This window comes from Paraburkholderia sp. CHISQ3 (assembly GCF_030464945.1).
GTDB lineage: Bacteria > Pseudomonadota > Gammaproteobacteria > Burkholderiales > Burkholderiaceae > Paraburkholderia > Paraburkholderia megapolitana.
The window spans coordinates 738712-753227 of sequence record NZ_JALPRG010000001.1 but is presented as its reverse complement, the minus strand read 5'-3'; the positions used below and the strand labels follow the sequence as shown (position 1 = coordinate 753227).

The window sequence follows — 14516 nt, the reverse complement described above, 5'->3', positions numbered from 1 at the left end:
TCGGTGCGACAGGGCGCGCCGCGGGGCAGCTCGTCAGAAATAACCGGAGACCAGACGAAGGGACAGGCGCGACAGTGCGTCGCACTGCCGCGCCTGGTAGACGGGCCCGCGCAGTTACATGCGGAAGTGTTCGCCTAGATAGACGCGCCGGACGTTTTCGTTTTCAATGATGTCGCCGGGCGCGCCGGCGGCCAGCACGCTGCCGTCGCTGATGATGTATGCGTGATCGCAGATACCGAGCGTCTCGCGCACGTTGTGATCGGTGATGAGCACGCCGATATTGCGCTGCTTCAAGAACTTCACGATCTTCTGGATTTCCAGCACCGCGATCGGATCGACGCCCGCGAACGGCTCGTCGAGCAGGATGAAGCTCGGGTTCGTTGCGAGTGCGCGGCAGATTTCCACACGCCGGCGTTCGCCGCCTGACAGCGACAGCGCAGGGTTTTCGCGTAGATGCGCGATCTGCAGTTCGTCGAGCAGCGCTTCGGTGCGCTGCGAAATCGCATCTTTGGTGAGGCGCTTGCCGTTATCGTCGGTTTGCAGTTCCAGCACCGCGCGGATGTTTTCCTCGACGCTGAGCTTGCGGAACACCGAAGCTTCCTGCGGCAGATACGACAGGCCGAGCGAGGCGCGTTTGTGAATGGGCAGCAGACTGATCGACTTGCCGTCGAGATCGATCTCGCCGGCATCGAGCGGCACGAGGCCGACGATCATGTAGAACGACGTGGTCTTGCCGGCGCCGTTCGGGCCGAGCAGGCCGACCACTTCGCCGCTTTTCACGTCGAGCGATACGTCCTTGACGACCGTACGCGAACCGTAGCGTTTCTTCAGGTTGCGCACGACCAGCGAGCTGCTCGTGCCGGCCGGCTTGCGATGGGGGAGCGTGGGCGTATTCACGGCTGGGTCGCTCCGGGTGCCGGGAATTGCGTCGCGGGCACGAGGGTGGCCGAAGCGCCGGTGAGCGGTGCGGGGCCGCCGTTACGCGGCGACAGCATCGCGCGCACGCGGCCATTCGGATTGCCCGGGCCGGCGACATCCTTGCCGGCCTTTGCGGTGTAGAAGTCGTTCTGGCCGTCGTAGGTGATCACGCTGCCGTGCACTTCGTCCATAACCGTCGACAGACCCTGCAAACGGCGCACGGTGGCGCGCGTCGTCAGTGTGGTCAGATCCTGCTTGCCGTCGTAATCGATCCGCTCGGCTGTGCCTTCGATGTATTCGTCGACGCCTTCGCGTTTCTGCCGGAAATAGGAGAGGTTCTGGCCGGTCGACGTACCTGTCGCGTACTGGTAGCCCTGTGGGTCCTGAGACACCTCGACACGATCGGCCTTGATGACGATCGTGCCCTTCGTCGCGACCACGTGGCCGGTGAAGATGGTGAGTTGTTTCAGGTCGTCGTAAGTCATGTTGTCCGATTCGATGTTCATCGGCTTGTCGCGGTCGGCGCGTTCGGCGTGCGCAAGCGGCGCGAAGCCGGCCAGCGGCAGCGCAACGAGCAACGCGGCGAGCCCGGCGCGCCATGCGGCGAGGGACGAGGCCAGCGTGCGCGGACAGCCGGTATCAAAACGGAGGAGCGATTCGTTCATGCAGTCACGCCTGGAATGGATTACCCGGGTTGCCTCAGGGAGCCGCCGGACGAATCTGACGGGGCGATCGCGCCGCGGACGTTGCCGAAGAGCTGTATGACCCGGGTGACGTTGTTGTAGTTCATGCCGCTGGCCGTCATTACAGACAGGCCGCGCTGAAGTTTAACCGGCTTTTCGGTCTCGATCACATCGTCGTTCACGAGCACGCGGAAATGTTCGGAATTGGCCTGCATCTGCGGGTCGCCGTCGCCGGGGGCCCGCAGGATCTGCGCGTTGCCGTACAGATTGACGATCGACGCGTCGCCGTTGACCGTGCCGGTATCGCCGGTCGCCGTGACGATCGGCTTGCCCGGCTGGAACGCGCGCAGGGCCGGCAACGTCAGATCGCTGTCTTCGTCGTCTTCGTAGTGGATCAGGTGCTTCGCCGTCAGGCGATACTGCGTCGCGCCCGACTGATCCAGTTCGGAAACCGAGAAATTATCGGCGAAGTAGTCGGGTGTATGCGTTTTCGGGCGTACCAGGCCTTCATTCGGCGGTGGCAGGGTGGCCTGCAGCAGCCACCACGTAATCCCGGTGAGCGCGGCCATGGCGACGAGCGGCAGCAGCGAGGTCAGACGAAACCGGTTCATCCGTTCACCCTTCGCACGCGGCTTTTAGCAGCGCATCGTAGCGCTGTTGCGCATGCAGCAGCGTGTCGCACAGCTCGCGCACCGCGCCGTGGCCGCCGCGTGCCTTGCTGACCCAATGCGCGCGCGCGAGGATCTCGGGGTGCGAGTTGGCGGGTGCGGCCGCGAAGCCCACTTTCAGCATCACGGCGAGATCGGGCCAGTCGTCGCCCATATAGCCGCATTCTTCGGCCGCAATGCCGGTTTCCTTCAGCAACTCGTTGAACGCGACGAGCTTGTGCTCGACGCCCTGATACAGGTGTTTGATTCGCAGTTCCTTCGCGCGCACGGCGACGATGCCCGACTGCCGGCCGGTGATGATCGCCGTGTCGATGCCGGCTTCGCGCAGCAATTTCGCGCCGTGGCCGTCCATCGAGTTGAACGACTTCATCGTGTCGCCTTCCGCGGTGAACATCAGGCCGCCGTCGGTCAGCACGCCGTCGACGTCGAAAATCATCAGCTTGACGCGGCTCGCGCGTTCGGTGGCGCTTGGAGTGGAGGCAGGCGAGGAAGCCATCAGATCACCTTCTTCGAGAACAGGTCGTGCATGTTGAGCGCACCGATGAGTTTGCCGGCGTCGTCGACGACCAGCATCTGGTTGATGCGGTAGCGCTCCATCAGTTCGACGGCTTCCACAGCCAGGTGGTCCGCCCCGATGGTACGCGGTGCGTGTGTCATCACCGATGCGATCGGCAGTTCGCGGAAATCGCCGTCCCGTTCGAGCACGCGGCGCAGGTCGCCGTCGGTGAAGATGCCTTCCACGCGATCGTGATCGTCGACGATCGCGGTCATCCCCATGCGTTTTGCGGTCAGCTGGAACAGCGCGTCGCGCACGGTGGCCGCGCCGGTGACCTTCGGTATCTGGTCGTCGATGCGCATGACGTCGCGCACGTAGGTGAGCAGGCGCCGGCCGAGCGCACCGCCCGGATGCGAGCGCGCAAAGTCGTCGACGCCGAAACCGCGCGCATCGAGCACCGCGACCGCAAGCGCATCGCCGAGCGCAAGTGCCGCTGTGGTGCTGGCGGTGGGCGCGAGATTCAGCGGACACGCTTCTTTCGATACGAACGCGTTCAGATGGACGTCTGCCAGCTGCGCGAGGCTCGATTGCGGGCGGCCGGTTACGGCGATCAACTTCACGCCGAGCCGCTTGATGGTTGGGAGGATCGCCACCAGCTCTTCGGATTCGCCGGAATTCGACATTGCGACGAATACGTCTTCAGCGGTGATCATGCCGAGATCGCCGTGGCTGGCCTCGGCGGGATGCACGAAGAACGCCGGCGTGCCGGTGCTGGCAAAGGTCGCCGCGAGCTTGCGGGCGATATGGCCGGATTTGCCGATGCCCGAGACGACCACCCGGCCGCGGCAGCTCAGGATGAGGTCGATCGCTTCGACGAAGCCTTCGTCGAGCTGATCGCGAAGCGCGCGCACGGCGTCCGCTTCGATGTCGAGCACGTCGCGAGCGAGCGCAAGTGCCCGGTCGCCATTGATTTTCGCTATCATTCGCGGAGTATAGCAAAGGCGTATGTTCGCCGCGCCGGGCCGGACCAGCCTGGCGGCTGCCCTCAGGGGCCTCTCGACCCTGCCGCGCATGCCCTCGCACCGGGCCCGCGCGCCGGTTCCGCTGACGAACGAGGACGCTTTTCCGATGCGTTTCTGCCGATGATTTCCCCGCTCGAAATGACGCTGTTTTTGCTGCTGGCTTCAGTGGCGGGCGTCGTCGTGTTCCGTTATCTGAATCTGCCGCCGATGCTCGGTTATCTGAGCGTCGGCATTGTCGTTGGGCCGCATGCGACCGGCGTCGTGCCGGATTCGGCGGGCGCGCAGAATCTCGCGGAATTTGGCGTCGTGTTCCTGATGTTTTCGATCGGGCTGGAGTTTTCGCTGGCCAAGCTGCGCTCGATGCGCCGGCTCGTGTTCGGTCTCGGGCTGCTGCAGGTGCTCGGCACTATCGCGGTTGCGGTGTCGCTCGGCTTCGTGCTGGAGCGCTGGGTGCACATCACGTGGCAGGCGAGCATCGCGCTGGGCGGCGCGCTTGCGATGTCGTCGACGGCGATCGTCAGCAAGATGCTCGCCGAGAGGATGGAGATCGAGACCGAGCACGGTCGTAATATTTTCGGCGTGCTGCTGTTCCAGGATCTGGCCGTGGTGCCGCTCCTGATCATCATTGCGGCGCTCGGTGGCGATTCGAAGGACCTGGTCGCGGCGCTCGGGCTCGCATCGGTGAAGATCGTCGTGGCACTGGCGTTGCTGCTGATCGTCGGGCAGAAATTCATGACGCGCTGGTTCAACGTCGTCGCACGGCGGCGCTCGCAGGAACTGTTCATCCTGAACCTGCTGCTGGTCACGCTCGGCGCCGCGTTTATTACCGATAAATTTGGCCTGTCGCTCGCTTTGGGGGCGTTTATCGCCGGCATGCTGATCGCGGAGACGCCGTATCGGCATCAGGTGGAAGAGGACATCAAGCCGTTTCGCGACGTGCTGCTCGGGCTCTTCTTCGTCACGACCGGCATGCTGCTCAATCCGCGCGTGGTGTGGGAACACCCGTTCATCGTGCTCGGCTTCCTGGTCGGGCCGCTGTTGCTGAAGACCGTGATGATCACGGCGCTGTCGCGCCTGTTCGGCGCGACGCCGGGTGTGGCGATGCGCACCGGCCTCGGGCTCGCGCAGGCCGGCGAATTCGGCTTCGTGCTGCTGAACCTGATTCTCGACAAACACCTCGTCGACGCGACGCTGTTGCAGGCGATTCTCGCCGCGATGCTGCTATCGATGCTCGCCGCCCCGTTCCTGATCCAGAACGCCGATCGCATCGTGCTGCGGCTGTCGTCGACGGAATGGATGCAGCAGTCGCTGCAGATGACGCGCATCGCGACGCAAAGCCTCAAGCAGAGCGGTCACGTGATCATCTGCGGTTATGGCCGTTCGGGGCAGAACCTCGCGCGCATGCTCGAACATGAAGGGCTCTCGTATGTCGCGCTCGATCTCGACCCCGACCGTGTATCGGCGGCTGCGACGGCCGGCGAATCGGTGGTGTTCGGCGATGCGGGGCGGCGCGAGTCGCTGCTTGCAGCCGGTATTCATCGCGCGGCGACGATAGCGATCACCTATGCGAACACGCCGTCGGCACTGCGCGTGCTGCACAACATCCACGAACTCGAACCGACGCTGCCCGTGATCGTGCGTACCGTCGACGACGCCGATCTCGAGAAACTGCTGGCAGCGGGCGCGACCGAGGTGATTCCGGAAATCGTCGAAGGCAGCCTGATGCTCGCGTCGCATACGCTTGTGCTGATGGGTGTGCCGATGCGGCGCGTCGTGCGTCGCGTCGAGGAAATGCGCGACGAACGCTACAGCCTGCTGCGTGGCTATTTTCACGGTGCCGACGACGTCGAAGACGACGACGGTCACGAACAGGTGCGGCTACAATCGGTGCCGGTCGACGCAAAAGCGGATGCGGTGGGCCGCACGCTCGCCGAGCTGGGCCTGTTCGATGTCGGCGTCGAAGTGACGGCGATTCGCCGCCACGGCATTCGCGGCGTCGAGCCGGACCCGTCCACCAAGCTGCGCGCGAGCGACATCGTCGTGCTGCGCGGCTTGCCGGAGGCGCTGGCGCAGGCCGAAGAGCGCCTGTCGAAGCATCGGCGGGCCGGCGCCACGACTGCCTGAGTCCGGCGGTTCATAGCCCATAGTCCATAGCAATCGAAGCCCCTTCGCGACCCTTGGGGCGCACAGCGAAATCGTCAGGGAGACATCATGTCCAACGTGCCAGCGAACCCGCCGTTCGACGCAGCCGGCTTCGTCAACAGCCAGATTCGCACGGTGCCGGACTGGCCGCAGCCGGGCGTGCAGTTTCGCGACATCACGCCATTGCTGCAGCATCCGAAGGCGCTGCGTGTGCTGGTCGACCTGTTCGTGCAGCGGTATATCGAAGCGAAGCTCGATTACATCGCGGGTCTCGATGCGCGCGGCTTCATCATCGGGCCGATCGTCGCGTATGAGCTGAACCTCGGTTTCATCCCGATCCGCAAGGCCGGCAAGCTGCCGTACCGGACCGTGTCCGAATCGTACGATCTCGAATACGGCGCGGCGACCGTGGAGATGCACGAAGACGCGTGCGGCTCCGGCGACCGCATCGTCATCATCGACGATCTGATCGCCACGGGCGGCACGATGATGGCCGGCAAGAAACTGCTCGAACGGCTCGGCGCCGTCGTGGTGGAAGGCGCGGCGATCATCGATTTACCGGACCTCGGTGGTTCCGGCCGGTTGCGCGCAGCGGGTTTGCCGCTCTATACCGTCACGGAATTCGGCGGCCATTAGGTCGCGCCGGTTCAACACCGTTCAACGCCGTTCAACTCGCTCAGGTTATCGACCATGCCCAATTTCCTGCTGTTTCTCGCGACTTCGGTTGCGATCACTTTTGCGCCCGGTCCGGACAATCTTCAGGTGCTTGCGCGCGGTATTTCGCAGGGCCGCGCCGCGGGCCTCGTTGCTGCCTTCGGTTTTGCTGCTGGCCTCACGTTCCACACCACGCTGGCCGCGCTTGGCGTTGCAGCGGTGCTGCGCTCGTCGCCGGTGGCGTTCGAGATCATCAAGCTTGCCGGTGCTGCGTATCTGGTGTGGATCGGTATCAAGGCGCTGCGTAGCCGCGGGCTTTCCACTGCCCACGAGCGGCCGCCGCAGCCGCTGTCGACGGTGTTTCGCCAGAGCGTGCTCGGCAACATCCTGAACCCGAAGGTCACGCTGTTCTTCATCGTGTTTCTGCCGCAGTTCGTCGATCCGCACGGCTCGCAGGGCGTCACGCTGCAGATGCTCGAACTCGGCTTGCTGTTCATGCTGCAGACGGTCGTGGTGTTCTCGATCTTCGGCGTGTGTGCGGGGATGATCGGCGGCTGGCTGCGGCGCCGGCCGAGTGTCGGCGTGTGGCTCGACCGGCTTGCCGGCGCGACCTTCATCGCGATCGGCATCCGCGTGGCGCTGCGCGACTAGACGGCGTACCGACACAAGGAGTTCGCATGAGCTTGCCCTGCATTGCCGATGCACGTCGTTTCGATCCGGCTGCGCATCGACCGTTCTGGATCGACGCGCAGCGGGTCGGCTGGATTCGCACAACCGACGTACCGCTGCTGACGCGCTGGCCCGACGTGTTCGAGATCGACGCGACGCGCATCGTGCTTGCGCCGCAATTCACGACCGCCGACGAACGCAGCGCAGCCCTCGGCGCGGTAATCGGCGCGTTGGCTGCGGATGGCCGGATTCCTGGCTGGCGCGACGAAACTTACGCGATTCGCAATGCATTCGATGCGCCGCCGCTCGCGTACATCGAGCGTGCGGCGTCGCGCTTCTTCGGCACGATGACGTATGCGGTGCATCTGAACGGCGTCGTAGAATACGCGGACGGCGCGCCGCAGATGTGGATCGCGCGGCGCAGCGACACGAAGGCAACCGATCCGGGCATGCTCGACAACGTCGTGGCGGGTGGCATCGGTTGGGGCTTTGGGATTCGCGAGACGATCGTCAAGGAATGCTGGGAAGAAGCGGGCATTCCCGAAGACATCGCCGCGCGCGCGACACCGGGCCGCACGGCCCACGTGCTGCAGTCGCTGCCGGAAGGCACCCAGGCCGAGCAGATCTTTATTTACGACCTCGCACTACCGGCCGGCTTTACGCCGCGCAATCAGGATGGCGAAGTGGGCGAGCACCGGCTCGCGCGCATCGACGACGTTGCACGCAGCATCGAAGAGGGCGCGATGACAGTCGACGCGAGTCTTGCAACGCTCGACTGCCTGCTACGCCGCCGATGGATCGACGAAGAGGCCTGCACGGGTATCGACGCGGTGTTTGCGCCGCCGGTGCTGCGCTGAACGCGCGCTATCCATCGAACATTGAAATCAGTCAACGATTAACCCAGGGAACCCTTAACGCATGTCGACCGATCACAGCTTCATTCTCAAACTTTCGTGTGCCGATCGGCCGGGCATCGTCCATGCGGTATCGGGTTTTCTGTTCGAGCTGGGCAGCAACATTCTCGACTCGGCGCAGTTTGGCGACAGCGGTACTGGCGAGTTCTTCATGCGGGTGCATTTTCAGCAGGTTGGCGGCGATCCGGGGCTGGATGTACTGCGTGCGTCGTTCGAGACGCTCGCGCAGCAGTTCGAGATGCGTTGGGAACTGCATGACGCGACGGTGAAGCCGCGCGTCGTGATCATGGTGTCGAAGATCGGGCATTGCCTGAACGATCTGTTGTTTCGCTACCGGACGGGACAACTGTCGATCGAGATTCCCGCGATCATTTCGAATCACAAAGAGTTCTATCAACTGGCTGCGAGCTACGACATTCCGTTTCATCATTTTCCGCTGCTGGGTGGTACGCCAGACGCGAAGGCTGCGCAGGAAGCGCGTGTGCTGGAAGTGATCGAAGAGCAGCGTGCGGATCTGGTCGTGCTTGCACGGTACATGCAGATTTTGTCGCCGCAGTTATGCGAGCGGCTGGCAGGTCGGGCGATCAATATTCACCATTCGTTTCTGCCTAGTTTTAAGGGGGCCAAGCCTTATTACCAGGCGTTCGATCGTGGTGTGAAGTTGATTGGTGCGACTGCGCACTATGTGACTACCGATCTCGATGAGGGGCCGATTGTCGAGCAGGAAGTGGAGCGGGTGGATCACAGTATGACGCCGGAGCAGCTGACTGCTATTGGGCGCGATGTGGAGTGTGTGACGTTGGCACGTGCCGTTAAGTGGCATGTGGAGAATCGGATTTTGATCAACGGGACTAAGACCGTTGTATTCCGGTAGGTTTTTTGCCTTGGCCGGCGGCTGTTTCTTTGCCTGTGCAGGCTGCTCTTCGTTAGCGCCTCGCGGCGCAGGCGTTGCCCCTGTGCGGGGCGGCACTCACTTTCTTTGCGCGGCAAAGAAAGTAAGCAAAGAAAGCCGCTCGAGACGTTACCGAGTCCTTTCCGTGTGCAGCCTTCGTGGCCCGCATCTAAGTGTCGTCCTCGCACTGAAGCGGTAGTGGTCCGAGACGAGATCACATCTCGCACCACGTGTGATAGTGACAAGGCTGTCATTCGTCCTACTCGCACTACGTGCTCGCAGTTGGGCGACCACTTGGGAAGCCGGCCCTTCGTGCGTTCTGCGCGGTGTTTCGTTGGCGGCAAAAAAGCAGCCCCGAATTCATCTTCCAAATACTAGATTTGAAAGAAGAAGCCGAGGCCTGCTTTACAGCGAATTGAAATATTCCGGTTAGAACGGAATATCGTCATCCATCTCATCAAACCCGCCACCCGCCGGCGCGCTCGGACGGCTCGATCCACCGCCGCCACCGCTACGCGCCGCGCCACCACCACCCGACGATGCAGCACGCCCACCACCCGAGCTCCGCTCCGACGGCTCACCACGGCTGTAACTAGCACCGCCATCATCACCCGCACCGGCGGCACCGCCGCGCCCACCCAGCATCTGCATCTGGTCAGCGACGATTTCCGTCGAATAACGGTCGGTGCCGTCCTGAGCCTGCCATTTACGCGTACGGATACGGCCTTCGATATACACCGACGAGCCCTTCTTCAGATATTCCGACACGATCTCCGCGAGCCGCCCGAAGAACGACACGCGATGCCATTCGGTGGCTTCCTTCATTTCACCGGACGCCTTTTCCTTATAGCGGTCGGTCGTGGCAAGGCGGATGTTCGCCACCGCGTCGCCGCTCGGAAGATAACGGACTTCCGGATCGGCGCCGAGATTGCCGACGAGAATGACCTTGTTCACGGATGCCATGAGTTTCTCCTGTTGATCCTGATTCCGTTTCGGGCGGCGTTGCGTTGCGCGGTTTTCGCGTCGCGGCCGCCTGTTGACAGGTCGCCGGCAGCGGAAAAAACCACAGCCGGCGGCCCGGTAAGTTCTGTTACGCCTTGCGCGGCGGCGGCTGCATATTTGCGGCGATTATAAGCCAGCAGAACACGAGCGCCGAACACGCGTAAAACACCACACTCGCCCCGTCCGCCTTGAGCAACCACCCGCCCACCACGCCACCGAGCGCGAGCCCAATAGACTGCGTCGTGTTGTACACGCCCACGGCCGCGCCCTTGCGCGTACCCGGCGCGAGCTTCGACACCAGCGACGGTTGCGACGCCTCGAGAATATTGAAGCCCAGGAAATAGACGAAGAGGATAGCGGCCACGCTCAGAATCGTATGCGGAGCGGCGCCGAGCAGCAATTGGCCGATCAGGATAAGAGCGATCGCCGAAACGAGGACAACCTTCATTTTTCCGCGCTTTTCTGCGGCGATAATCGCCGGCACCATCATGACGAACGACAGGCCCATCACCGGCAGATAAATCTTCCAGTGCGACGCAACGGGTAAGCCGCCCGCTTCGAGGATGCGCGGCACCACGAGAAACAATGCGGTCTGAGTGGCATGCAATACCAGCACGCCGAAATTGAGTCGCAGCAGTTCGACGTTATGCAGCACTTCCGCGAACGGCGCCCGCACATGTACTGGCCGCGGCGCATCGGGCACGATCCACAGCACTACGCCAACCGCGAGGACCGACAGCGCGCCGACAATCGTAAACAGCCCGCTCATGCCGACCCAGTGGAACACGATCGGTGCACCGACAATCGCCACCGCGAACGACACGCCGATGCTTCCGCCGACCATCGCCATCGCCTTCGTGCGATGTTCCTCGGCGGTCAGGTCGGCGATGAACGCCAGCACCGCTGAAGAAACCGCGCCCATCCCCTGAATCACCCGCCCGACGATGATCCACGTCATGTCGTGCGCACCCGCCGCGACGAAACTGCCGAGAGCGAAGATCAGCAGGCCCGTGGCGATCACCGGCTTGCGGCCCACCTTGTCGGAAATCCAGCCATAGAAGATGTACAGCATCGACTGCGTGACGCCGTACGCGCCGAGCGCGATACCGACGAGCAGCACGTTGTCGCCGCCGGGAATCGTCTTCGCGTAGATCGAGAAGACCGGCATGATCATGAACAAGCCAAGCATGCGCAGCGCGAAGATCGCGGCCAGCGACACGGTCGCGCGCAACTCGGGCGCGCTCATGCGTGAGGAGAGAGCGGTCGGATTGGTGGACATCGGGGACGATTTTCGGATGATCGGGCAGCGTGCGGAGCGACGCTTCGGCTGCGAACCCGCCGCTACCTTGCAGTCGCGGGAAATGACCGCAACTACCGGTGGAACGCCCCGATCACGAAACCTGCGCGCGACGCTGGGCCGTTGCCGCGCCGCCCGCGTCGCGTCTTCACGCGCCGTCAGGACGCCGTAACGGCGGTCTGGAAAAGTCGTTATAGTAGCAGGTTTGGTTTCCTCCTCTTTCCGCCAGTTCAGGAATAAATGCGTGGAACAAATCCGTATCCGTGGGGCCCGTACCCACAACCTGAAGAACGTCAACCTCGACCTGCCGCGCCATAAGCTGATCGTGATTACCGGGCTGTCCGGCTCGGGAAAATCGTCGCTTGCGTTCGACACGCTCTATGCAGAAGGCCAGCGGCGCTACGTCGAAAGCCTGTCCGCGTACGCCCGGCAATTCCTGCAATTGATGGAAAAACCGGACGTCGACCTGATCGAAGGGCTGTCGCCGGCTATTTCTATCGAGCAGAAGGCGACCTCGCACAACCCGCGCTCCACGGTCGGCACTGTCACGGAAATCCATGACTACCTGCGGCTTCTGTACGCCCGCGTCGGTACGCCTTACTGCCCGGATCACGACATTCCGCTCGAATCGCAAAGCGTGTCGCAGATGGTCGACGCGGCGCTCGCGCTGCCGGAAGACACCAAGCTGATGATCCTCGCGCCGGTGGTCGCCAACCGCAAAGGCGAGCACGTCGAGCTGTTCGAGGAGATGCAGGCGCAGGGTTTCGTGCGCTTTCGCGTGCGCTCGGGTGGCGGTACGGCAAATGAAGGCGTCGCGAAGATTTACGAAGTCGAGACGCTGCCCAAGCTGAAGAAGAACGACAAGCACACGATCGACGTCGTGGTCGATCGTCTGAAAGTGCGCGCGGACATGAAGCAGCGTCTCGCGGAATCGTTCGAAACCGCGCTGCGTCTCGCCGACGGTCGCGCCATCGCGCTCGAAATGGACAGCGACGTCGAGCATCTGTTCAGCTCGAAGTTCGCGTGCCCGATCTGTTCGTATTCGCTGCAGGAGCTAGAGCCGCGGCTCTTCTCGTTCAACAACCCGATGGGCGCGTGCCCCGAGTGCGACGGGCTCGGGCAAATCACGTTCTTCGATCCGAAGCGAGTGGTGGCGCATCCGTCGCTGTCGCTGGCGGCGGGTGCGGTGAAAGGCTGGGACCGGCGCAACCAGTTCTACTTCCAGATGTTGCAAAGTCTTGCCGCGTTCTACGAATTCGACATCGATACCGCATTCGAAGATCTGCCGGAAAAGATTCGCAAGATCCTGCTGTACGGCTCGGCCAAGCAGACCATTCCGTTCTCGTACATCAACGAGCGTGGCCGCACGTCGGTGCGCGAGCACGTATTCGAAGGGATCATCCCCAACCTCGAGCGGCGTTATCGCGAGACCGATTCGGTCGCGGTGCGCGAAGAGCTCGCGAAATACCAGAACAACCAGGCCTGCCCGGCGTGCGAAGGCACACGGCTGCGCCGCGAGGCGCGCTTCGTGCGCATCGGCGGCGGCGGCGACGCACGCGGCATCTTCGAAGTCAGCGGCATGCCGCTGCGCGATACGCTCGGCTACTTCCAGATGCTGCGGCTCGAAGGCTCGAAGCGCGAGATCGCCGACAAGGTCATCAAGGAAATCGTCGCGCGGCTCACGTTCCTGAACAACGTCGGGCTCGACTACCTGTCGCTCGATCGCAGCGCGGAAACGTTATCTGGCGGCGAGGCGCAGCGCATCCGTCTTGCTTCGCAGATCGGCTCCGGCCTGACCGGCGTGATGTACGTCCTCGATGAACCGTCGATCGGTCTGCATCAGCGCGACAACGACCGCCTGATCTCGACGCTCAAGCACCTGCGCGACCTCGGCAATTCGGTGATCGTCGTCGAGCACGACGAAGACATGATCCGGATGGCCGATTACGTAGTCGACATGGGGCCGGGCGCAGGCGAACACGGCGGCATGATCATTTCTGAAGGCACGCCGAAGCAGGTAGAAGCCGATCATGCATCGATGACTGGCCAGTACCTTTCCGGCGCGCGCACGATCGAATACCCCGATGAGCGCAAGACGCCCGACGAGCGTCACCTGCGCATCGTCGAGGCGTACGGCAACAACCTGAAACACGTCACGCTCGATCTGCCGGTGGGCCTGCTCACCTGCGTGACAGGCGTGTCCGGTTCGGGCAAGTCGACGTTGATCAACGACACGCTGTATCACGCGGTGTCGCATCACCTGTACGGTTCTTCGACCGAGCCTGCGCCGTATGAATCGATCGAAGGGCTCGAGCATTTCGACAAGGTGATCAGCGTCGACCAGTCGCCGATCGGTCGTACGCCGCGCTCGAATCCGGCTACCTACACCGGTTTGTTCACGCCGATCCGCGAACTGTTCGCGGGTGTACCGGCTGCAAAGGAACGCGGCTACGACCCGGGCCGTTTCTCGTTCAACGTGAAGGGCGGCCGCTGCGAAGCGTGTCAGGGCGACGGTGTGCTGAAGGTCGAGATGCACTTTCTGCCGGACGTGTACGTGCCGTGCGACGTGTGCCACGGCAAACGCTACAACCGCGAAACGCTCGAAGTGCAGTACAAGGGCAAGAACGTCAGCGAAGTGCTCGACATGACCGTCGAACACGCGTACGAATTCTTCCGTGCGGTACCGGTCGTCGCGCGCAAGCTGAAAACGCTGCTCGACGTGGGGCTCGGCTACATCCGCCTCGGCCAGTCGGCCACGACGCTATCGGGCGGCGAAGCGCAGCGGGTCAAACTTTCGCTGGAACTGAGCAAGCGGGATACCGGTCGCACGCTATATATACTCGATGAACCGACTACCGGCCTGCACTTTCACGACATCGCGCTGCTGCTGGAAGTGATTCACCGGCTTCGCGATCAGGGCAACACGGTCGTGATCATCGAGCATAATCTCGATGTAATCAAAACCGCCGACTGGGTCATCGATCTCGGTCCGGAAGGCGGAGCGGGGGGCGGCCAGATCATCGCGCAAGGCACGCCGGAGCAGGTGTCGAAGTCGAAGGCAAGTTTTACCGGCCGATATCTGGCGCCGTTGCTGAAGCGCGCAGCGGCTACCCAGCAATAAGATTTGCGCAAACCTGAAGCTGGAGACTGGAAGGAGCC

13 protein-coding genes are annotated in these 14516 nt (G+C 62.9%); 6 read left to right on the top strand and 7 right to left on the bottom strand.

The genetic code is table 11. From position 1 onward, the window contains the following. Positions 1–114: 114 nt before the first annotated feature. From lptB to kdsD, 5 genes are read right to left on the bottom strand one after another with little or no spacing between them, the layout of a single operon-like run. Positions 115–897, bottom strand: coding sequence for an LPS export ABC transporter ATP-binding protein (gene lptB / locus M0D65_RS03345; RefSeq protein WP_091009698.1), 783 nt, complete (start codon positions 895–897; stop codon positions 115–117). After that, positions 894–1583 carry a lipopolysaccharide transport periplasmic protein LptA gene (gene lptA / locus M0D65_RS03340; protein ID WP_091009701.1) on the bottom strand — a complete coding sequence of 230 codons (690 nt, stop codon included), beginning with the start codon at positions 1581–1583 and terminating at the stop codon, positions 894–896. Before lptA ends, lptB begins: the two co-directional genes overlap by 4 nt. Before the next feature lie 20 nt (positions 1584–1603). Further along, the gene (gene lptC, locus M0D65_RS03335) at positions 1604–2212 is read right to left on the bottom strand and encodes an LPS export ABC transporter periplasmic protein LptC (RefSeq protein ID WP_266251073.1); all 609 of its coding nucleotides are present in this window, start codon (positions 2210–2212) and stop codon (positions 1604–1606) included. Positions 2213–2216: 4 nt separating this feature from the next. After that, positions 2217–2765, bottom strand: coding sequence for an HAD family hydrolase (locus M0D65_RS03330; protein ID WP_091009706.1), 549 nt, complete (start codon positions 2763–2765; stop codon positions 2217–2219). Continuing rightward, a complete protein-coding gene (gene kdsD, locus M0D65_RS03325) occupies positions 2765–3748 on the bottom strand; it encodes an arabinose 5-phosphate isomerase KdsD (protein WP_266251072.1) in 984 nt (327 codons plus the stop codon). Before kdsD ends, M0D65_RS03330 begins: the two co-directional genes overlap by 1 nt. Positions 3749–3907: 159 nt before the next feature. On the opposite strand from kdsD, the gene M0D65_RS03320 reads away from it, so the two are divergent. The 5 genes from M0D65_RS03320 (at position 3908) to purU (ending at position 9040) form a co-directional block, all read left to right on the top strand. Further along, positions 3908–5911: a monovalent cation:proton antiporter family protein gene (locus M0D65_RS03320; RefSeq protein WP_266251070.1), complete on the top strand. Its 2004-nt coding sequence runs from the start codon at positions 3908–3910 to the stop codon at positions 5909–5911. 87 nt (positions 5912–5998) lie between these two features. Beyond that, complete coding sequence (locus M0D65_RS03315; protein ID WP_091009715.1) at positions 5999–6565, top strand: adenine phosphoribosyltransferase; 567 nt, start codon at positions 5999–6001, stop codon at positions 6563–6565. A 54-nt stretch (positions 6566–6619) separates the two neighbouring features. Beyond that, on the top strand, positions 6620–7234 hold the full coding sequence (locus M0D65_RS03310) for a LysE family translocator (protein WP_091009719.1): 615 nt from the start codon (positions 6620–6622) through the stop codon (positions 7232–7234). Between the two features lie 26 nt (positions 7235–7260). Further along, complete coding sequence (locus tag M0D65_RS03305; RefSeq protein ID WP_266251067.1) at positions 7261–8109, top strand: DUF4743 domain-containing protein; 849 nt, start codon at positions 7261–7263, stop codon at positions 8107–8109. Positions 8110–8170: 61 nt separating this feature from the next. After that, on the top strand, positions 8171–9040 hold the full coding sequence (gene purU, locus M0D65_RS03300) for a formyltetrahydrofolate deformylase (protein WP_266251066.1): 870 nt from the start codon (positions 8171–8173) through the stop codon (positions 9038–9040). Between the two features lie 447 nt (positions 9041–9487). Here the strand turns inward: purU and M0D65_RS03295 are convergent, their stop codons facing one another. Together M0D65_RS03295 and M0D65_RS03290 are read right to left on the bottom strand one after the other, a co-directional pair. After that, on the bottom strand, positions 9488–10021 hold the full coding sequence (locus M0D65_RS03295; protein ID WP_091009728.1) for a single-stranded DNA-binding protein: 534 nt from the start codon (positions 10019–10021) through the stop codon (positions 9488–9490). A 127-nt stretch (positions 10022–10148) separates the two neighbouring features. After that, complete coding sequence (locus M0D65_RS03290; protein ID WP_096721237.1) at positions 10149–11306, bottom strand: MFS transporter; 1158 nt, start codon at positions 11304–11306, stop codon at positions 10149–10151. Between the two features lie 295 nt (positions 11307–11601). Between M0D65_RS03290 and uvrA the strand changes: the two genes are divergently transcribed. Next, entirely contained in the window at positions 11602–14478 is a 2877-nt protein-coding gene (gene uvrA / locus M0D65_RS03285; protein WP_266251065.1) for an excinuclease ABC subunit UvrA, read from the top strand. Positions 14479–14516: the final 38 nt, after the last annotated feature.